General features: G+C 66.2%; 16 protein-coding genes, 1 tRNA gene and 1 pseudogene. 11 read left to right on the plus strand and 7 right to left on the minus strand.

Annotated elements, in window-relative coordinates:
• Window positions 1-9: 9 nt before the first annotated feature.
• Window positions 10-492 (plus strand): cation:proton antiporter regulatory subunit, encoded by a 483-nt coding sequence (locus AC1DZV_RS14795; protein WP_018774037.1) that lies wholly within the window; start codon window positions 10-12, stop codon window positions 490-492.
• A gap of 5 nt (window positions 493-497) precedes the next feature.
• Window positions 498-1,694 carry a cation:proton antiporter gene (locus tag AC1DZV_RS14800; protein ID WP_028275381.1) on the plus strand — a complete coding sequence of 399 codons (1,197 nt, stop codon included), beginning with the start codon at window positions 498-500 and terminating at the stop codon, window positions 1,692-1,694.
• 93 nt (window positions 1,695-1,787) lie between these two features.
• Here AC1DZV_RS14800 and dcd read toward each other — a convergent pair whose 3' ends face one another.
• The 4 genes and pseudogenes from dcd to AC1DZV_RS14820 all read right to left on the minus strand — a co-directional run bounded on the left by dcd (window position 1,788) and on the right by AC1DZV_RS14820 (window position 5,188).
• A complete protein-coding gene (dcd, locus tag AC1DZV_RS14805) occupies window positions 1,788-2,363 on the minus strand; it encodes a dCTP deaminase (protein ID WP_026538211.1) in 576 nt (191 codons plus the stop codon).
• Window positions 2,364-2,583: 220 nt separating this feature from the next.
• Window positions 2,584-2,702 (minus strand): annotated as a pseudogene (locus AC1DZV_RS14810) (adenylyltransferase/cytidyltransferase family protein); the annotation flags it as partial.
• Between the two features lie 25 nt (window positions 2,703-2,727).
• Window positions 2,728-4,305: a sugar transferase gene (locus tag AC1DZV_RS14815; RefSeq protein ID WP_476954002.1), complete on the minus strand. Its 1,578-nt coding sequence runs from the start codon at window positions 4,303-4,305 to the stop codon at window positions 2,728-2,730.
• A gap of 424 nt (window positions 4,306-4,729) precedes the next feature.
• Entirely contained in the window at window positions 4,730-5,188 is a 459-nt protein-coding gene (locus AC1DZV_RS14820; protein WP_476951947.1) for an SRPBCC family protein, read from the minus strand.
• 425 nt (window positions 5,189-5,613) lie between these two features.
• Between AC1DZV_RS14820 and AC1DZV_RS14825 the strand changes: the two genes are divergently transcribed.
• From AC1DZV_RS14825 to AC1DZV_RS14835, 3 genes are all read left to right on the plus strand, one after another.
• Window positions 5,614-5,687, plus strand: a tRNA-Gly gene (locus AC1DZV_RS14825).
• 90 nt (window positions 5,688-5,777) lie between these two features.
• Window positions 5,778-5,927: a hypothetical protein gene (locus AC1DZV_RS14830; RefSeq protein ID WP_018774018.1), complete on the plus strand. Its 150-nt coding sequence runs from the start codon at window positions 5,778-5,780 to the stop codon at window positions 5,925-5,927.
• Window positions 5,924-7,084, plus strand: a complete 1,161-nt coding sequence (locus AC1DZV_RS14835) for a N(5)-(carboxyethyl)ornithine synthase (protein WP_476954003.1) — start codon at window positions 5,924-5,926, stop codon at window positions 7,082-7,084. Before AC1DZV_RS14830 ends, AC1DZV_RS14835 begins: the two co-directional genes overlap by 4 nt.
• 35 nt (window positions 7,085-7,119) lie before the next feature.
• On the opposite strand, the gene AC1DZV_RS14840 is transcribed toward AC1DZV_RS14835, so the two are convergent.
• On the minus strand, window positions 7,120-8,517 hold the full coding sequence (locus tag AC1DZV_RS14840) for an MFS transporter (protein ID WP_476951945.1): 1,398 nt from the start codon (window positions 8,515-8,517) through the stop codon (window positions 7,120-7,122).
• 139 nt (window positions 8,518-8,656) lie between these two features.
• On the opposite strand from AC1DZV_RS14840, the gene AC1DZV_RS14845 reads away from it, so the two are divergent.
• Together AC1DZV_RS14845 and AC1DZV_RS14850 are read left to right on the plus strand one after the other, a co-directional pair.
• Complete coding sequence (locus AC1DZV_RS14845) at window positions 8,657-9,511, plus strand: LysR substrate-binding domain-containing protein (RefSeq protein ID WP_476951944.1); 855 nt, start codon at window positions 8,657-8,659, stop codon at window positions 9,509-9,511.
• 241 nt (window positions 9,512-9,752) lie between these two features.
• Window positions 9,753-10,130 (plus strand): hypothetical protein, encoded by a 378-nt coding sequence (locus tag AC1DZV_RS14850; protein ID WP_476951943.1) that lies wholly within the window; start codon window positions 9,753-9,755, stop codon window positions 10,128-10,130.
• A 133-nt stretch (window positions 10,131-10,263) separates the two neighbouring features.
• Here AC1DZV_RS14850 and AC1DZV_RS14855 read toward each other — a convergent pair whose 3' ends face one another.
• Together AC1DZV_RS14855 and AC1DZV_RS14860 are read right to left on the minus strand one after the other, a co-directional pair.
• A complete protein-coding gene (locus tag AC1DZV_RS14855) occupies window positions 10,264-13,818 on the minus strand; it encodes a bifunctional proline dehydrogenase/L-glutamate gamma-semialdehyde dehydrogenase (protein WP_476954004.1) in 3,555 nt (1,184 codons plus the stop codon).
• Between the two features lie 353 nt (window positions 13,819-14,171).
• Window positions 14,172-15,635, minus strand: a complete 1,464-nt coding sequence (locus AC1DZV_RS14860; RefSeq protein ID WP_476954005.1) for an amino acid permease — start codon at window positions 15,633-15,635, stop codon at window positions 14,172-14,174.
• A 142-nt stretch (window positions 15,636-15,777) separates the two neighbouring features.
• Here AC1DZV_RS14860 and AC1DZV_RS14865 point away from each other — a divergent pair, with 142 nt between their 5' ends.
• From AC1DZV_RS14865 to AC1DZV_RS14880, 4 genes are all read left to right on the plus strand, one after another.
• A complete protein-coding gene (locus AC1DZV_RS14865) occupies window positions 15,778-16,728 on the plus strand; it encodes a LysR family transcriptional regulator (protein ID WP_476951940.1) in 951 nt (316 codons plus the stop codon).
• A 92-nt stretch (window positions 16,729-16,820) separates the two neighbouring features.
• A complete protein-coding gene (gene panD / locus AC1DZV_RS14870; protein ID WP_028275366.1) occupies window positions 16,821-17,249 on the plus strand; it encodes an aspartate 1-decarboxylase in 429 nt (142 codons plus the stop codon).
• A gap of 106 nt (window positions 17,250-17,355) precedes the next feature.
• A complete protein-coding gene (locus AC1DZV_RS14875) occupies window positions 17,356-18,282 on the plus strand; it encodes an AEC family transporter (RefSeq protein ID WP_018774009.1) in 927 nt (308 codons plus the stop codon).
• A 67-nt stretch (window positions 18,283-18,349) separates the two neighbouring features.
• Window positions 18,350-19,480 (plus strand): FAD-dependent oxidoreductase, encoded by a 1,131-nt coding sequence (locus tag AC1DZV_RS14880; protein WP_476951939.1) that lies wholly within the window; start codon window positions 18,350-18,352, stop codon window positions 19,478-19,480.
• Window positions 19,481-19,528 lie beyond the last annotated feature (48 nt).

A 19,528-nucleotide genomic window follows, 5' to 3' on the forward strand; every position in this document is an offset into this window, starting at 1 on the left:
GCTGAGGGTATGAACGTGGATGAGACGGACCTCCCCGGCCTCGGCCGGCGCAAGGACTTCATGACTGCCTCCGGACGCCGGATCGGCGTTGTCGAATACCGCGAGGGCCAGACGGAACTCATCGTCTCGACCTGGGACGATCCTGACACCTGCCAGGCCTCTGTCCCGCTGACTGCGGATGAGGCCGCCGCCCTGGGCAACCTCCTGGGCGGCCAGCGCATCGCCATGCAGCTCTCGGAAGCCCACCGGGAAATCCCGGGTATCGTCACGCGCCAGTTTTCGATCAGCGCTGAGTCACCCTTCCAGAACCAGCCGATGGGGAAGGCATGCATCCGGACCCGCAGCGGGGTCTCGATCGTGGCCATCATGCGCGAAGGCGAGGTCCTGCCCTCCCCGGGACCCGACGTCGTCCTTCACCCCGGTGACCTCCTCGTTGCGGTGGGTACGCAAGAAGGCCTGGACACGGCGGCCGGCATCCTGCGCAACGGATAAGCCGGATGGATCCGCTCGCGCTGACCCTGATCGAGCTGGGGGCCGTCGTCTTCTGCCTCGGCCTGCTGGCCAGATTGGCCGGGCGGATCGGCATGTCCCCCATCCCGCTCTATCTGGTGGGCGGGCTGTTCTTCGGGGCCGGGGGCCTGGTCAAGCTCGAAGGCATGCACGAGTTCGCGCACCTGTCCGGGGAGATCGGCGTGATTCTCCTGCTGCTTATGCTTGGGCTGGAATATACGGCGTCCGAGCTCGTCACCGGCCTGCGGCGGTCCTGGCAGGCCGGCGTCCTGGACCTGCTGCTCAATTTCCTGCCCGGTGCCGGGCTCGCGGTGATGCTGGGATGGGGCGTCGTGGGGGCCATGGTGATGGGCGGCGTCACCTACATTTCATCCTCCGGGATCGCCGCCAAGGTCATCACGGATCTTGGCCGCATCGGCAACCGGGAAACCCCGGTTGTCCTGTCCATCCTGGTGTTCGAGGACCTCGCTATGGCCGTGTACCTGCCGGTCCTGACCGCCACGCTCGCCGGCGTCAGCATCCTGCTGGGGCTGCAGACAGTGGGGATCTCCCTGGCCGTCGTCAGCCTGGTCCTGGTGGTGGCCCTGCGGCACGGACACCACGTGTCCAAGGCCGTGCACAGCGAAAACTCCGAGGTTTTCCTGCTCAACCTGCTGGGCGCGGCACTTCTGGTCGCGGGGCTCGCAGCCGCCATGCAGGTTTCCGCGGCAGTGGGCGCCTTCATGCTCGGCATCGCGATTTCCGGCGCCACGGCCCACAGCGCCACCCGCGTCCTGGAACCGCTCCGTGACCTCTTCGCGGCCATCTTCTTTGTGGTTTTTGGCCTCAACACCGACCCCCGGTCCATCCCCCCGGTCCTGGGCTGGGCCCTGCTGCTGGCCCTGGTGACGGCAGCCACCAAGGTGGTCACCGGGTACTGGGCGGCCAAGCGGGCCGGGATTGGCATTCCCGGCCGCTACCGCGCGGGCGCGGCCCTGATCGCACGCGGCGAGTTCTCGATTGTCATCGCCGGCCTGGCCGTTGCCTCCGGCGTGGTGCCCGCGGATCTGGCAGCCCTCGCCACCGCCTACGTTCTGATCATGGCGATCGTGGGGCCGCTGGCCGCCCGCTTCGTGGAGCCGCTGGTCCGGCTCCTGCGCCGTCCCGCACGGCGGCCCGCGTTCCGGACCTCGGGCCCGGCGTAACGCTGCCGCCCCTGCGACACAGCGCGCTTGCTGCCTGGCCGGGAGGCTGGCTTGGCTGCCTGGCGCGGCCGTCCGGCCTGGCAGCCGTCCCGCCTAGATGTTGGTGAGGTGGAAATTCAGGTGGCTGCGGCTGGCCGTGGGCCCGCGCTGGCCCTGGTAGCGGTTGCCGTATTCCCCCGAACCGTACGGGTGCTCCGCGGCCGAGGACAGCCGGAAAAAGCACAGCTGGCCGATCTTCATGCCGGGCCAGAGCTTGATGGGCAGCGTGGCCATGTTGGACAGTTCCAGCGTGACGTGGCCGGAGAATCCGGGATCGATGAAACCCGCCGTCGAGTGCGTCAGCAGGCCGAGCCGGCCGAGCGAGGACTTGCCCTCGAGGCGGGCCGCGATGTCATCCGGCAGCGTCACGGTCTCGTACGTGGAGCCAAGGACGAACTCCCCCGGGTGCAGGATGAACGGCTCGCCGGACTCAACTTCCACCAGTCGGGTCAGCTCGGGCTGCTCCTCGGCCGGGTCAATGTGGGCGTATTTGTGGTTGTCGAACAGCCGGAAGAACTTGTCGATCCTGACGTCCACCGAGGACGGCTGGACCATGTCGGGGTCGAAGGGCTCGAGGACAATCCGCTGGGAGTCAATTTCGGTTCGAATGTCGCGGTCAGAGATCAGCACAGGTTCAAAAATACCGCACTCCCCATTGGATGGACCGCACAGTGTGGAGCTACTGTCACGGAACCGCGTCCACACGCCGGCCCGACGGCGTTCACGGCGGCTCCAGGGCCCAGACTTGGCGACTACGAAAAACGGGGTCCGGTATCAGACCGGTACGGTTAGCCCTTTTCGCGACAGACTATTTGACTGACGACTTAGGGGAACCGGCGCACGGCCCCATTGCCTCGATCAGCATTCCATCCGCAACGGCACCGGCGACCAGGAAATCACAGAGAAAATTGAGGTGGCCGGCGTGGAATAGATCGAAGGCCCCGCTGCGTATCCAATTCGAGTGACCAGGACGTCTCCTTCATCAATACGCGCATCAATACGCGCCGACTGGGCTGCGCATGGCTCTGAATGTTCTCCACATAATGATCAGGTCGCCCGTGAGCGACCAGTTCTCCACGTAATAAAGATCCAAGCGGATACTCTCGTCCCACGGGAGGGTGGAACGGCCGTTTATCTGCCACAATCCCGTAATTCCTGGCTTTATGAGCAGCCGACGGTTGGTGAACTTCTCGTACCCTTCAACTTCCGCGGGCAGCGGTGGCCTAGGCCCTACCAAGCTCATTTCGCCGGTCAAGACATTCCAGAACTGCGGCAGCTCGTCCAAGGAGTACTTGCGCATCCAGCGCCCGCACTTGGTGACCCGCGGATCGTTGCGGATCTTGAACAGCAGCCCGGAACCCTCGTTAAGCTCGCGGAGCGACTCCAAATCGCTTTCAGCAGTCTGGACCATCGACCGGAACTTCAGCATGTGAAAGGGAATCCCGTTCCTGCCCGCCCGTACCTGGCGGAAGAGGACGGGGCCCTCACTGCCGCGTTTGACGATGAAAGCCAACGCGAACAGGAGCGGCGACAAAACCAGCAACGCCACGGAGGCTACGGAGATGTCCACCGCACGTTTGAGAACATGCTTTCCGCCGGCGTACTGCGGAAGCTCAACGTGCACAAGCGGCAACCCATCGACCGGACGCCAGTGAATTCGCGGACCCGCAACGTTGGTCAAGCCCGAGGCCAGGACCAGTTCCGTCCCCGTGGCTTCAAGCTTCCATCCGAGTTCCCTGATGTAGGTGCTACCGCCGTGGACAGGTCCCGCGACGATGACTGCATCCGCACCGACCACTTCAACCATCCGCGAGACGTCGGCCAGGGTTGACAGGACGGGGATGCGGTACCAGGGAGGCCGCAGTTCCATGGACTTCTCCAGCGTCGGAAGCGCGACACCGGAAACTTGGTACCCCGCGGTCGGGTTCTTCTGGATCTGGTTGATAACGTACTCGACGTCAGTTGACTCTCCGATAACAATGACTCGAGAGACGTACGTACCCCGGGACCGCTGCTGATTCAGCCACCTGCGCCAAAGCCAGCGGTCTCCCGTGAGCAGCAGCAGACCCAGTGGCAGAGCAATCGCGAAGTAGCCTCGCGCCACATCAAACTGAATGAAAACCATCGCTATCGCAAGTGCACCGAACAGCTTGAGGGTGGCTTGGATGACCCGCTTGTATTCGGCGGCGCCAACACCAAAAGTCCGGCTGTCGCGGGTGCGGTAAATCTCCAAGACAGCGACCCAGGCCACGAGAAGCAATACCGAGACCACGAGATATTTCGTTTCAAAGTCCCATTGACGATCAGCTGTGGTATCGGAACGGAACCGGACCACGTATGCCGAGGCCACCGATACGGCAATCGCCGCCGCATCCGTGATTCGAAGACGGTTAACGAAACCCTTCCATCGTAAGGTGGCCGCGCTCCTTGGAGCTGCGATGTTATGTCGAGATGCGTCGTCCCACACCGAATGTTGGGGCTTCGCGGATGGTTGCGTGCGTAGCGGAACGCGGGCTTGACCCGCCTTTGGAATCGGAGTTTGTGTGCGTCGGCGCTGCTTGAGCTCACTCATGGCCGCTGCCTTCTACCGAGACCAGGTGCAGAATCCCTTGGAATCGCTGCCTTCCCGGCAGATTCGGCGTGAGAAAGCCTGCCAGTTGGTAAGAAAGGGCGCAGGACCATCAACTTCTCGTCATACATGGTGAGACCTTCTAGCGACTTGGTTGTCTGTGGTCTCCCCAAGTAAATTCGATGGCCTTCTGCTGCACACGAGTGTGCCCTACTCCTCTTGAGTTTGTAGACCACTCGTCCTGTTCGCCGCCACGGGCTGACTACCTGCTTTGCTACCCGAATTCGAGATAGACCCACCCATTCCACGGCTCGAATTCCGGCCGACATTCTGCGCGCACGGATAACGCTCACCGACAGCACTTCGAAGCATAATGTCGGCCGGGTGGAAATTCAGGTGGCCGAGGCCGGCAGTGGGCGGTGCAACTTCACCGGCCCGTCCATTCCGTAGCGGGCATATCTTCGAGGAGGGACTTGAGCCGCTCAAGCTGGCCAACCTCGGCCTTCATTCGCTGGCGGAACGGGCTGGTCATGCGGATCACGAATCCCCTGGGCTCACAGTTCAAAGCGAACCGGACGCGGGTGCTGCGACCCTCCGTGCTCAGGTAGTAGCCGCCGCGCGGCCGGACCGGGCCGACGATGACCTGGTACTGAATCTCCGCCCCCGTCCGGGCTTCGATGATTTCGAAGTCCGCGGCCACGGGCCTGCCGCCCGGTCCGGCGATCGTCTGCTGGTACACGGCACCCTTGGCGCCTGCGGCGCCGGAGAGCAGTTCCACGCTCCGGACCCCGTCACGCCAAAGCGGCAGGTGGCCCGGGTCCAGGAGGAAGTTGTACACGCTCATTGCGTCACAGTGGATGACGACGTCGTACTCTGCGAATGCCACAAAAATCCTTGCTCGGCGAACGGCAAATGGGCGTAGCCCGCCTCCCCCGAACTGCAGCTAACCAATTCAGGATAGACAGCGAGGCCCGCACCGCTCGGCTCCGGGACGGGCCTTTACCGAAGCGTTATGGGCTCCCGGACTGTGTGCTGCTACATGACCGTGCTCGGTGTCCTCGACGAAGAACTTGGACGCCTCAAAGTCGAGGTCGGTGCCCAGCCACATGTATGTGGACATGAGGATGTCCAGCCCGCCGTTTGACGGAGATAGCCCCTCTGCGCAGCGGTTTGGCGGCCATCTGTGGCAAACAGAGGAGCGGGCGACCCATGACTTCGACCGCATGACCTGTTCGGAGAACGCCCACGACTGAGGTAAGGTAAAGCTCGTTGTTCCCCGGGGCGAAGTCCAGCACTCTGACTGGTCCCACTGCGGCTGTAGCTCAATGGTAGAGCGCTAGCTTCCCAAGCTTGATACGCGGGTTCGATTCCCGTCAGCCGCTCCAATTGCCCCCGCAGCATCCCGGGCTCCTATTAGGTTGCTACCTGTATCGTCGGAAGTCAGGAACCTCTTCGGTTCCGCTACAGGAGCAATCATGGCTGACAAATCCCCCCGTCAAGCAGCATCCAAAAAATCCGGCAAATCCATTAAGGAAAAGCGCGCTGACAAGAGGGCCGCATCAGCGCCGGCCAGCTCCCTCGATAAAGTGACCGCCGCAAAGACGGCGAGCCCCAAAAAGAAGTGACCCGTTCACCGAATTACCTCACGCTCGGCATCCTCGCCGGCACACGCAAACCGGACGAGCGGCGCCTCCCGATCCACCCCCTGCACCTGGACCGCATCGCGCCGGAGATCCGGGACCGGTTGATCCTCGAGGAAGGCTACGGCGAGCGCTTCGGCCGGTCCGACGCCGAGCTCGCACCCCTCGTGGGGCGCATCGCGCCGCGGCAGCAACTGCTGGCGGAAGCCGACGTCGTCCTCCTGCCCAAGCCGCAGCCCGAGGACCTGGCCGAGCTCCGGGACGGGCAGGTCCTTTGGGGCTGGCCGCACTGCGTCCAGGACCGGGCCATCACCCAGCTGGCGATCGACAAGAAACTCACGCTGATCGCCTTCGAGGCCATGAACCACTGGGCCAGCGACGGCGGCTTCGGCCTGCACGTCTTCCACAAGAACAACGAGCTCGCAGGCTACTGTTCCGTGCTGCATGCCCTGGCGCTGACCGGTTCCACCGGAGACTACGGCCGCCGGTTGAGCGCAGTCGTGATCGGCTTCGGGGCCACCGCCCGCGGCGCCGTGACGGCGCTGAATGCCCACGGTGTCCATGACGTGCAGGTGCTGACCAACCGCGGTGTTGCCGCTGTTGGCTCTCCCATCCACTCGGTCCGCATCGCGCAGTTCGACCATGACAGCGAGGCGCCGTTCCTGAGCGAGGTCATCACCGAGCGCGGGCGCGTGCCGCTGGCGCCGTTCCTGGCCGCGAGCGACATCGTGGTCAACTGCACGCTGCAGGACCCCAACGCGCCGCTGACCTACCTGCGCACCGGGGACCTGGCCGCCTTCCGGCCCGGCAGCCTGATCGTGGACGTCTCCTGCGACGAGGGCATGGGCTTCAGCTGGGCGAAAACCACCACCTTCGCCGAGCCGATGTTCAAAGTGGGTGACCACATCGACTACTACGCCGTGGACCACAGCCCGTCCTATCTGTGGAATTCCGCCAGCTGGGAAATCAGCGAGGCGCTGCTGCCGTTCCTCGAGACCGTGGTGTCCGGCCCCGAGGCCTGGGCGGGAAACGAGACCATCCGCCGCGCGATCGAAATCCGCGACGGCGTGGTCCTGAACCCGGATGTGCTGCAGTTCCAGCAGCGGGAGGCCGAGTTCCCGCACCGCCCCTTGTCGCTCTAGGGGTTGTTGCACGCCTCCCGGTTTTCCGCGACGAATTAGGACAGCCGCTGCGTGGATCCACGTAGCGGCTGTCCTTTTTCGGTGCGGAAATCGGTCCGGACGATCCGCAGCAGCCGGCGCCGGTCCTTCAGGTCCACTTTGAGCATGAGCTGCCCGCGCCGGGCGAGGACGACGGCGACGGTCGCGGCAGCCAGCACCGGGACGCCGCCGGAGACGAGGACGGCGGTGTGCGGGTCCGCGTGCTCGGCCAGCCAGCCCATCATCGGGCCGCCGATCGCCTGGCCGCCGATCAGCACCATGATGTACAGGCTCATGACCCGCCCGCGGATGGCCAAGTTGGCGCTGACCTGGACCAGCTGGTTCGCGGCGGTCAGGAACATCAGGCACCAGAATCCGGCCAGCACCATGGCCACGCCGAACCACGCCATGGACGGCCCCAGGGAAGCCAGGCACAGCATGAGCCCGTACATCCCGGCGCCCAGCACCACGGAGCGCAGCCGCAGGGCGCGCCGCCGGGCCGAGGTGATCGCGCCGGCCAGGGCGCCGAGGGCCACGAGCGTGTTGAGCAGCCCATAGCCACCGGCACCGGCGTCGTACACGTGGTCCGCGAACGCGGCCAGCAGCACCGGCAGGCTCATCGCGAACACCGCGATGAACCCGGCCATCAGCCAGGGCCAGTAGATGGTGGGCTTGCTGAGCGCATAGTCCAGCCCTTCCCGCAGCATGCCCGGGCGCTTGGCGGCCGGGGTGCTGACATGCAGCTGGTCCTTGCGCAGGCTCAGGAGCATGGCCACAGTGAAACAGCACGCCACCGCATTGGCGGCAAAGGCCCAGCCGGCCCCCACGGCGGTCAGCAGGATCCCGGCGATCGCAGGACCGATCAGGCCGCCGAGCTGGAAGATCGTGGAGTTCACGCTGATCGCGTTTCGCAGATAGCCGGGGCCCACGAGCTCGTTGACGAACACCTGGCGGGCCGGCTGGTCCAGCACGGTCACAAGGCCCAGAACCAGCGCGATCGCGTAGACGTGCCCCACCTCAATCCGGTGGCTGAGCGCCAGGACGGCAAGGACCGCGGCCAACGCGGCGGCCACCGACTGGCACAGCATGAGGATCTTCCGCTTCGCGAAACGGTCCGCCATCATGCCGGCCCACGGGCCGAGGAACAGCGACGGCAGGAACTGCAGGGCCACGGTGATGCCGACGGCCGTGACGGAACCGGAGAGCTGGAGCACCAGCCAGTCCTGGGCGATCCGCTGCATCCAGAGCGCGATGACGGCGACGAAGTGCCCGATCGCGAAGACGCGGAAGTTGCGGACCTTGAGCGAAATGAAAGTGTGGCGCCAAGGCAGGGGCTCGTTGACGACGGCGAGTGGTTGGGTGATGGTGTCCGGCAGGGAAGCTGCGTTCGCCTCTAGCGGCGGAGGGGGTGCCACGGAAAAGTCCTCAAAAGAGCGGGTGAGTGGGATGGACTTAACGCTAGGCTGGCCCCAAGAGATTATGGAAGCCTATTCCACGCATAACTCGCATTACAAAACACAATGCAGGGTATGCGGCACCGATCCGGAGACCGCCATGTTCGAACCCGCCCAGCTCCGCTCGTTCCTGGCCGTGGCCGAAACCTTGAGTTTCACCAAGGCCGCCGAGCGCCTCGGCCTGGCCCAACCCACCGTCAGCCAGCACGTCCGCAAGCTGGAGACCGCCGCCAAGCGGGTGCTGGTTGCCCGGGATACCCGGGATGTACGCCTGACCGACAACGGCGATGCCATGGCCGGGTTCGCCCGCAGCATCCTCGCCGCGCACGACTCCGCCGCCCGCTATTTCTCCGGCTCCGCCATGCGCGGCCGACTGCGCTTCGGCACGGCCGATGATCTCGCCATCACCGGGCTGCCACGCATCCTCCGGGAGTTCCGGCAGATCTATCCCCAGATCAACCTCGAGCTGACGGTCGGGCAGAGCGACCAGCTCTACAAGCGCCTGAATGCCGGGCAACTGGATCTGGTCTTTGTGAAATGGGTGGCCGGGGCCAAGGACGGGACCGTGGTCCAGCAGGACGCCTTCGCCTGGGTCGGCCTGGAGCAGACCGTGCTGGAACCGGCTGATCCTGTCCCGCTGATCGCCTACCCCTCCCCCAGCCTGAGCCGGAAGCTTGCGATCGACGCTCTGGAGGCCACCGGGCGCACCTGGCGGATCACCTGCACCACACGCCAGATCAGCGGCGTACTGGCCGCCGTCCGGGCCGGCATCGGTGTGGCCGTGATGCCTTCCTCCCTGGTGCCGGAGGACCTGAAAATCATCACCCGCCGCTTCGATCTGCCACCGGTGGGCGACGTCGATTTCACGCTCATCCGCAATCCGCTGGCCAATACCGAGGTGATCGATGCCCTCACGCAGGCGATCGTGGGCCGGACCCTGAAACGACCGGCCTGACGCGCGGGCGGTCCCGCAGCCAGCACTGATCCTGCCACGGTACCTACGGGGCGGACTACCCGGACCCGGGCAGTACTTACTTGACCATTGAACGGTGCACGTACTTCATCTATCCTGACACTACTTAAGATCCACCGTTCGAGGTCAAGCAGTGGCCCACGACAACGATTCGAATAACGAACGCTGTCCGTCGCTGACGCCCTGTGGCTGGCGTCGGAGCGTTCGGGATAGGCCGCCATTGATGCCAGCCATTAATCACCCCCGATTGCCCGCCCCCGCCGCCCACGCGACAAAGTCCTCCCGTCAGGTAACCGCGCCGGCCCGCCCCGCAGCGGCCATGCACCACTCGACCGCCGGAATGCAGCACGCGGCCACCCCGGGCCAACGGGGAATCCGCCCGACTACCCTCGCAGAGTCCGATTATGTGGCCAGCCCGTACTGCGAACGCTGCGGCACGGACGAGTTCATTTACCTTGAGACCTTCGTCCCGGCCACGCACCGGAGGGACGGCTCGGTCAGCAAGCTCGGCGAGGTCACCTACTTCTGCTCGGGCTGCGACGATTTCTCCGCCCACGCGGTCCCCGCTTCCTGGGTCCCGCCGGGCTGGTACTTCGGCTAGCCCCGACTCCGCTTAGCGCCTTCGCCGTTAAACGCCGCCGCCGTGCCGCACCTTATGGTGCCTGCACGGCGGCGGTGTTTTTTTGGGTTTCAGGGTTCCAGCACGCCCGAGCCGGGGTTTTAGCAGCCCCGGGCTAGATCAGGGCGTCGGAGATGTGGTTGGGCGTGCCGAAGCGGTGCGCCGTGATGCTGATGGCCTGCTCGTGCAGGAACGGCAGCAGTTCCACGCGTCCGGCTTCCGTGACGGGGTGGACATACACCGCCAGGTCCGGGCGTCCGCCCGTGGCTTCGGCCAGCGCCTTGGCGTCCCCGCCAATCAGCCGGATCCGGGCGCCGGAAAGCTTGCCCGCCGCGGCGAGGGTGCCGGCGGAAGCGAGCCATTCGGCGTCGTTCTCAACAGTCGCCGCGATGCCAAGCCCGGACAGGACGGCGCGCAGCTGGGCGGGCAGTTCGACGGCGGTGGAGACCGTCAGGACGGACCCGGCCAGGACGCCGGCGGCGACGGTCCGGACGAGGCCGGCAAGCGGCTCGTCTTCCGCGAGGCGGACCGTGACGGGCAGAGCACGGTAGCGGAAGACGTTGCGTTCCGCACTCAGGCCGGAGACGTCCTTCGCGGTGCCGAACTCTTCGGCCCAGGCGCGGGCGTCGGAGGCGAGCGCGCGCTGCAGCGGCGCGAGTTCGTCGGCGGTCAGGAAGCCCTTGGCGGCGTCCTCGATCCGGCGGACGCCGGCGTGGGCGGGAGAAGTGCCCGGGGTGCCGGCGGCGGCGCTGGGCTTGCTGGCCCATTCGCCGAGGCCGACGAGGTAGTTCGGGCCGCCGGCCTTGGTGCCGGCGCCGACGGCGGATTTCTTCCAGCCGCCGAAGGGCTGGCGCTGGACAATCGCGCCGGTGATGCCGCGGTTGACGTAGAGGTTGCCGGCCTGGATGGTGTCCAGCCAGATCCCCAGTTCCTCGCTGTTGAGCGAGTGCAGGCCGGCGGTGAGGCCGTATTCGATCTGGTTCTGGATCGCGATGGCCTCCTCGAGGGTCTCTGCAGTCATAACGCCCAGGACCGGGCCGAAGAACTCGGTGAGGTGGAAGTAGGATCCGCGGCGGACACCGGAGCGCACGCCGGGGCTCCAGAGCTTGCCCGAATCATCGAGCTTCCGCGGCTCGACGGCCCAGGTCTCGCCCTCGCCGAGGGTGGTGAGGGCGTTCAGGAGCTTGCCGTTGGCGGGCTCGATGATCGGGCCCATCTGGCTCGCCGGGTCCTGCGGGTAGCCGACCTTGAGCGAGGTGACGGCGTCGATCAGCTGGTTGTGGAAGCGCTTCGACTTCGCCACGGAGCCGACGAGGATCACCAGCGAGGCGGCGGAGCACTTCTGGCCGGCGTGGCCGAACGCGGAGTACGCGACGTCCTTGGCCGCGAGGTCCAGGTCCGCGCTCGGAGTGACGATGATGGCGTTCTTGCCGCTGGTCTCGGCCAGCAGGGGCAGGTCCTTGCGGAACGAGCGGAACAGCTCGGCGGTCTCGTAGCCGCCGGTCAGGATGACGCGGTCCACAGACGGGTGGGAAATGAGCTGCTGGCCCAGTTCCCGCTCGCCCAACTGGACCATGGTGAGCACATCGCGCGGAACGCCGGCCTCCCAGAGGGCCTCGATCATGACGGCCCCGCTGCGGCGGGCCTGCTTGGCGGGCTTGACCACGACGGCGGAGCCGGCGGCGAGGGCCGCAAGGGTGGAGCCGGCCGGGATGGCGACCGGGAAGTTCCACGGCGGCGTCACAACGGTGAGCCTGGCCGGGACGAAGGTGGCGCCGTCGACGTCGTCGAGCTTGCGGCCGGACTCGGCGTAGTAGTGCGCGAAGTCGACCGCCTCGCTGATCTCCGGATCGCCCTGATCGATCGTCTTGCCGGTCTCGGAAGCCATGACCTCAAGAAGGTCCGCACGGCGGGCCTCGAGGACGTCGCCGGCGCGGTGCAGGATTTCGGCGCGCTCGGCGCCGGAGAGTGCACCCCAGGCCTTGCCCTTCTCGACGGCGGTATCGATCACGGCATTCAGGGTCGCGGCATCGTTGATCGTGGCGGCCTCGACGGAGGCGTTGCCCAGTGTCGACGTCGTCACGCGGCCCAGGATGGCGCGGCCCCAGTCGCGGTTCGCGGGCAGCGACGGATCCGTGTCGGCAGTGTTCTCGAACGAGTCGTGCGGCAGCGGCGCGGCCGGAACGGCACGGTTCTGCAGCCGGTTCGGACCCGGGACCTCGTCGTCGAGCTTGGCCAGCGAGGCGAGGAAGCGCTGCTTCTCGCGCTCAAACAACGTTTCGTTTTCACTGAGTTCGAACACGGCGGACATGAAGTTGTCCTGGCTGGCGCCCTCTTCGAGGCGGCGGATCAGGTAGGCGATAGCGACGTCGAACTCGGCAGGGTGGACCACGGGCGTGTAGAGCAGGAGGGAGCCGACATCTTGTCTGACGGCTTCGGCCTGGCCCTGGGCCATGCCGAGCAGCATCTCGAATTCGATACTCTGCTGTGCGCTATCCGCGATGCCGCGCTGCTTGGCCAGGAGCCAGGCGAAAGCGATGTCGAAGAGGTTGTGGCCGGCGACGCCGATCCGGATGTTGCGGACCCGGTCCGGGTGCAGCGAGTAGTTGATGACCCGCTTGTAGTTGGTGTCCGAGTCCTGCTTGGTGCCCCAGGTGGCGAGCGGCCAGTCATGCAGGGAGGCCTCGACCTGCTCCATCGGCAGGTTGGCGCCCTTGACGACGCGCACCTTGATGGCGGCGCCGCCGTCGGCGCGGCGGGCGGCGGCCCAGTCCTGCAAGCGGATCATGGCGGACAGGGCATCCGGGAGGTACGCCTGGAGCACGATGCCGGCCTCCAGGTTCTTGACCTCGGGCTTGTCCAGGATCCGGGTGAAGACCGCGATGGTCATGTCCAGGTCCTTGTATTCCTCCATGTCCAGGTTGATGAACTTGGCCTTCTGGCCAGTGGACGCGTAGGAGGCGGCGCGGGCGAAAAGCGGGGTGAGCTTCTCCACGACATGCTCCACGGCCTCGTCGAAGGCCCAGGCGGAGTGCGGGGCCACCGTGGAGGAGACCTTGATCGAAACGTAGTCGACGTCGGGCCGGGACAGCAGGGTGTGCGTGCCCTCGAGCCGGCGGGAGGCCTCGTGTTCGCCGAGCACGGCCTCGCCGAGGAGGTTGACGTTGAGCTTGATGCCGTCTTTGCGGATCTTGGCGATGGCCGGGCCGAGCTTGGCGTCGGTGGCGTCGACAATGAGGTGGCCGACCATTTCACGCAGCACCCGGCGGGCAACCGGGATGACCACCTGGGGCAGGACCGGGGCCATGGCGCCGCCGAGGCGGACCGCGCTGCGCATGTACCAGGGCAGGAAGGCCGGGACCTTGGGCGCCAGGGCGGCGAGGTTGCGGGCGGCGACCTGCAGGTCTTCGGGACGGACGACGCCGTCGACGAACCCGACCGTGAAGTCCAGGCCGTTGGGGTCCTTCAGGACCCCTGCGAGCTGCTCGGCCGAGGCGTCGACGGGCACCTTTGCGGCCTCGGTGAGCCAGTGGCGCACCAGCGCGATGGTGTCCTCGGCGAGGGCTGCGGCCTCAAGGACCGTGGAGCCTTCCGAAACGGCGGCGTGCGTGGCGTCGTTGCCTGCGGCGTTTCCGGTGGTGGCGCCGGGCTCCGTGGAGATGTTGGTCATGGCTGAAACACGTTCTTTCTCAAAAGGTGGACCTCTTACGAAACAGTATGCGACCGGACTTTCATAAGATAAAGCGAAGTTTTCTGAGCAATACCGGTTAGAAAAACCGATGCTTCCGGTCCCCGTCCGAACGTTCGGGAACCACTCCGGACCTTCCCGCACTTCTGGCACTTTTTCAAGCGACCCTCCCGCACTTCTGGCACTTATTCAAGCGACGCTCCCGCACTTACCGCGCTGAAACGGCGAACCCTCTCCCAAGAGGTGAGAGAGGGTTCGCCGATATTGCACCGGACCTGAGGGAGCGTCCGAATATCTTCTGCGGGAAGTGAGGGAGCGTTGGGTGGGCGGGGTAGTTAGGTCAGTGGGCGGTGCATCTCCACGATCTCCTCGTGCCGCGGGCTGTCCGGGTTCATCAGCGAGTGCCTGCGGCCGTACGTGAAGTAGATGATCAGGCCGACGATGAGCCAGACGACGAACCGCAGCCAGGTCTCCCAGTGCAGCTGGAACATCAGGAAGAGCGAGGCAAACACGCCGAACGCCGGAACCACGGGCATCAGCGGCAGCCGGAATGTCCGCGGGGCGTCCGGCTTCTTGTAGCGGAACACGATCACCGACACACAGACGACGACGAACGCGGCCAGGATGCCGATGTTGGTCAGGTCCGCGACGGCCTTGATCGGGAGGACGCCGGCCAGGATTGCGGCCCCGACACCGGCGATCCAGGTCACGCGCTGGGGCGTGCCGTTCCGGTCCGTCTTTGAGAACCAGCCGGGCAGCAGGCCGTCGCGGCTCATCGAGAACCAGACGCGGGTGACGCCGAGGAGGAAGGTCAGCATCACGGTAAGGATGGACAGGACGGCAAACACGGAGATGATCGTCGCGATCACCGGAAGGCCAACGCTGTTGAAGGCGGAGGCGAAGCCGGCCTTGGGGTCGATCTCCGTGAAGTTCTGCATACCGGTGAGCACCAGGGTGGCGGCGGCGTAGAGCAGCATGGCGATGACCAGCGAGAGGATGATCGCCTTGGGCATGTGCTTCTTGCCGTCGGTGGCTTCCTCCGCCGCGGTACTCATGGCGTCGTAACCGAATACCGCGAAGAACACTGTAGCGGAGCCGGCCACCACGGGACCGAAACCGCTGGGGAAGAACGGGTTGTAGTTGTTGGTGTTCACGTAGAAAATGCCCAGGCCGATGATGAACAGGATCAGCAGCACCTTGATGCCGACGGCGATCAGTTCGAAGCGGCCGAAGGTCTTGGTGCCGCGGGAGAGAATCCAGGTCACGAGCAGGCAGACGAGGATCGCGGGAAGGTTGATGATGCCGCCGGTGCCTTCATCCGGCGTCGCGGTCATCCAGGCGGGCATATGGATGCCGATACCGGAGAGGAACGCGTCGAAGTAGCCCGAGATGCCGATGGCCACCACGGCGACGATGGCGATGTACTCCAGCAGCAGGTCCCACCCGATGAACCAGCCGATGATCTCGCCGAGGGCGACGTAGCCGTAGGTGTAGGCCGAGCCTGCACGCGGGATCATTCCTGCGAACTCCGCGTAGGACAGCGCCGCGGCGGCGGACGCCAGGCCGGCGATCAGGAAGGAGATGAGCACGGCCGGCCCGACTCCGGGCTCGGACTCGCTGCCGTGGGCCACAAGGCCCGCCAGGGAGAAGATGCCGACGCCGATAATGCCGCCGACGCCGATGGCCGTCAACTGCCAGAGCCCCAGGCTCCTGTGCAGACCGCTGTGTTTGTTTTCTTCCTCGATGTCGTCGATGGGCTTGCGCCGCATGATCGACTGTGACAAATCCCGTGTAGCCATGAGGGCCTCCTGCTTAGGTGCGGTGCCCATCACTCCACCCTGTGATGGGGCATATCGAGTGAGAACAGTATGCAAGCCCGGTTGCATTAGATAAAGTGAATTCTCTTAATGAATAACCGTCAGGATTCACAAAGGAATAGCGATGCTCGACGTCCGGCGTTTGCGACTGTTGCGCGAACTGAAGATCCGGGGCACTTTGGCCGAAGTGGCCGAAGCGCTTCAGTACAGCCCGTCGTCAGTTTCGCAGCAACTGGCCCTCCTTGAGAAGGAGGCCGGGGTGGAGCTCCTCCGCAAGACCGGGCGCCGGGTGCAGCTGACCCCGCAGGCCGAAGTCCTGGTGGCCCACACCTCCCAGCTCCTGGAGACCCTCGAGCAGGCGGAGGCGGACCTGGCCGCGTCGCTGACCACGGTCACGGGCACCGTGCGGATTGCGGTGTTCCAGTCTGCCGCGCTGGCGCTCATGCCGGACACCCTGACCAGAATGACCGACAGCTACCCGGAAGTCCGGGTCGAAATGACCCAGCGGGAACCGGAGACGGCCCTTCACGAGACGTGGGCCCGCGACTTCGACCTCGTGATCGCCGAGCAGTACCCGGGCCACGCCGCCCCGCACTACGCCGAACTGGACCGCGTGGCCCTGACCCGCGACGCCATCCGGCTCGCCGTTCCGCCGCCCTCGCCCGACCGCGACCCCATTAGGACGCTGGCCGATACCGCAGGGCTGGCCTGGGTGATGGAACCCCGCGGAGCGGCCTCCCGGCACTGGGCTGAGCAGGCCTGCCGGAGCGCCGGGTTTGAGCCCGACGTCCGCTTTGAAACCGCCGACCTGCAGGCCCAGATCCGGCTGATCGAATCCGGAAATGCGGTGGCCCTGATGCCCGACCTCGTGTGGACCGGCCGCGGCACCAGCGCGCAACTCCTGGACCTGCCCGGGGATCCGCACCGTACGGTGTTCACCTCGGTGCGGCGCTCAAGCGCCAGGCGGCCCGCGCTGCTGGCGGCCCGGGAAATCCTGGCGGTGACGGCGGCATCCATCGTGCCGGCGGCGGCCGCGGGCGTCCTCGGTCCGGCCCCCGTGGACCGGCCCGCGTGACTTCCGGCATGTGTGGAACAGCGCGTGGCGGACCGATGCGTGTGCAGTGCGCCACAGCGCGGGCGGTGGCCCCGCGTTAGACTGATGTCGTTATGAATCGCACAATATTCAAATCCAAGATCCACCGCGCGACGGTCACGCACGCGGACCTTCACTATGTCGGATCCGTCACCGTGGACCTGGATCTGCTGGAGGCGGCCGACATCCTGCCCGGGGAGCTCGTGGCGATTGTCGACGTCACGAACGGCGCCCGGCTCGAGACCTACACGATTGCCGGCGAACGCGGTTCCGGCGTGATCGGCATCAACGGCGCCGCCGCCCACCTGATGCACGAGAACGACATCGTCATCCTCATCACCTACGCCCAGATGACCACGGAAGAGGCCAAGGCGTACAACCCCAAGGTGGTCCACGTTGACCAGGACAACAAGATTGTCCAGATCGGCAACGACCCCGCGGAGGGCATGACGCCCGGCCTCATGCGTCCGCCGCACTCGCTGAACAACGCCGCGCTCAACTAGCGGCAGCGCGCCGTCGGGCGTAATAGGACGGCGCGCGGAATAAAGCTGATTACTCTGGACGGGTGACCCTCACCCGCCGCCCACCAGCCCCGCTGCGGAGAACCGCATGCTAGGGGTACTGGCGGGTTTCTTTGTCGTCTGGGCCATCATCCTCGTCGGCATGTTCGTGGGCCGGCGCAATATCCTGGGCGAGAACGCCCGCCCCGTGCTGAGCGCCCTGACGTTTTTTGTGGCCAGCCCCGCCCTGCTGTTCGAGACCCTCAGCAAGGCGAAACTCCACGACGTCTTTGCCGCGCCGCTGCTCGTGACGGCAGTCGGGGCGGTGACCACAGCGGTCCTGTTCTTTGGCATCGTGCGCTTCGCGCTCAAGCGGTCCCTGCCGGAAGCCCTCATCTCCTCCATGAGCTCGTCGCTGGCCAACTCGGCCAACCTCGGCATTCCCATCGCCGTCTTCGTGCTCGGCGATGCCAGCTATGTGGCACCCCTGCTGATCTTCCAGCTGGCTTTCTTCACCCCCTTGTTCCTCATGGCGTTGGACGCCACCACCAGCTCGCACCGCACCACGCCCCTGAGTTTCGTGCTCATGATCCTGCGCAACCCGATGATCGTGGGTACAGGACTCGGGCTCCTGGTGGCCGCCACCGGCTGGACGGTGCCACCACTGATCCTGGAGCCCATCCATTTGATCGGCGGGGCCGCGATCCCGGCTATGCTGATCGCCTTCGGCATGAGCCTGAACGGTTCCAAGCCGCTGCAGGCGGCCGCCGGACGCCGGCTGGACGCCCTGCTGGCGAGCTTCTTCAAGCTCGTTGTCCACCCGCTGGTGGCCTACCTGTTTGCCCATTTTGTCCTCGGCATGCAGGAACAGGCGCTCTTTGCCGCCGTCGTCACGGCCGCCCTGCCCACCGCCCAGAACGTGTTTGTCGCGGCCAGCCGTTACCGCACCGGCGTAACGGTAGCCCGGGACACCGTGCTGATCACTACGGTGGTAGCTGTGCCCGCCATGATCGGCGTGGCCCTGCTGCTGGCCTGACCTCGCCGGGCAGCCGGGCTCGGCTGAACGGTATCGGCGGACCGGCACCAAACCCGGAGGAGGACCCTTGAAAACAACCCTGGACACTGTGGTCATCGGCGGCGGCGCGATGGGCTCGGCCGCCGCGTGGGCGCTGGCCCGGCGCGGCCGGGAGGTGACCCTGCTCGAGCAGTTCGGTCCCGGCCACCGCAACGGCGCCTCCCACGGCACAACCCGGAACTTCAACCCCGGCTACGCGGATCCGGACTACGTCGCCATGCTGGCAGAGGCGGCCAGGCTGTGGAGCGAGCTCGAAACGGACGCCGGCGAGCGCCTGCTGGCGCGCACCGGCGTCGTAAACCACGGCCCCGATCCGCGGTTGCCCGAGGTCCGGAACGCGCTGCTTGCGGCCGGGCTCCGGGCGGAGTTCCTCTCCGCCGGGGAAGCCGCCGAGCGCTGGCGGGGCATCCGTTTCGATACGCGCGTGCTGCACATGGCGGATGGCGGCCAGTTGAACCCCGATGCCGCACTGCCGGCGCTGCAGCGGCTCGCCGCCGGACTCGGCGCCGAGATCCGCCATCATGTGAAGGTCCTCGAGTTGAAAGTCCTCGACGACGGCGTCCGGCTCACCCTCGACGCCGGCGGCCGCACCGAGGTCCTCGCCGCGAGGCAGGCAGTGGTCACCGCTGGCGGCTGGACCACGAAACTGCTCGCCGGAGTGGCGCCCCTGCCCCGGCTGACGGTCACCCAGGAACAACCAGCACACTTCGCCATCACCGATGAGGGTGCCCAGTGGCCGGGGTTCAACCACATGCCCGGCCACGGCGACGCGTACGCGTACTGGCGTTCGCCGGTCTACGGCATGCAAACACCGGGCGAGGGGATCAAGGCCGGATGGCACGGGGTGGGCCCGGTGGCGGACCCGGACCGGCGGAGCTTCGCGCCGGAGCCGGAGCAGCGGGCGGCCCTGCAGCGCTACGCCCGGGACTGGCTGCCCGGGGTCGACGCCGACTCCCTCTCCGACATCAGCTGCACTTACACGACCACCGTGGATGAAAACTTTGTCCTGGACCGGATCGGGCCGGTTGTCATCGGCGCCGGCTTCTCCGGGCACGGCTTCAAGTTCACACCGGTCGTGGGCAGGATCCTGGCCGACCTCGCGACCGGCGACGGCGGAGCGCCGGCCATCTTCTCGGCCTCCCGCCCCGGGGTCCGCTGACTCCGTCGGAGCAACCGGTAGGCTGGGGCCGGTCTTAGGCGCCCGCGG

Source organism: Arthrobacter sp. P1_D12 (assembly GCF_056406175.1).

Coding starts and splice junctions, on each gene's coding strand:
- AC1DZV_RS14875 (WP_018774009.1), top strand. CDS start 17,356: ATGCTAGGGGTACTGGCGGGTTTCTTTGTCGTCTGGGCCATCATCCTC.
- panD (WP_028275366.1), top strand. CDS start 16,821: ATGAATCGCACAATATTCAAATCCAAGATCCACCGCGCGACGGTCACG.
- AC1DZV_RS14830 (WP_018774018.1), top strand. CDS start 5,778: ATGGCTGACAAATCCCCCCGTCAAGCAGCATCCAAAAAATCCGGCAAA.
- AC1DZV_RS14800 (WP_028275381.1), top strand. CDS start 498: ATGGATCCGCTCGCGCTGACCCTGATCGAGCTGGGGGCCGTCGTCTTC.
- AC1DZV_RS14850 (WP_476951943.1), top strand. CDS start 9,753: ATGCCAGCCATTAATCACCCCCGATTGCCCGCCCCCGCCGCCCACGCG.
- AC1DZV_RS14860 (WP_476954005.1), bottom strand. CDS start 15,635: ATGGCTACACGGGATTTGTCACAGTCGATCATGCGGCGCAAGCCCATC.
- AC1DZV_RS14845 (WP_476951944.1), top strand. CDS start 8,657: ATGTTCGAACCCGCCCAGCTCCGCTCGTTCCTGGCCGTGGCCGAAACC.
- AC1DZV_RS14865 (WP_476951940.1), top strand. CDS start 15,778: ATGCTCGACGTCCGGCGTTTGCGACTGTTGCGCGAACTGAAGATCCGG.
- AC1DZV_RS14795 (WP_018774037.1), top strand. CDS start 10: ATGAACGTGGATGAGACGGACCTCCCCGGCCTCGGCCGGCGCAAGGAC.
- AC1DZV_RS14815 (WP_476954002.1), bottom strand. CDS start 4,305: ATGAGTGAGCTCAAGCAGCGCCGACGCACACAAACTCCGATTCCAAAG.
- AC1DZV_RS14855 (WP_476954004.1), bottom strand. CDS start 13,818: ATGACCAACATCTCCACGGAGCCCGGCGCCACCACCGGAAACGCCGCA.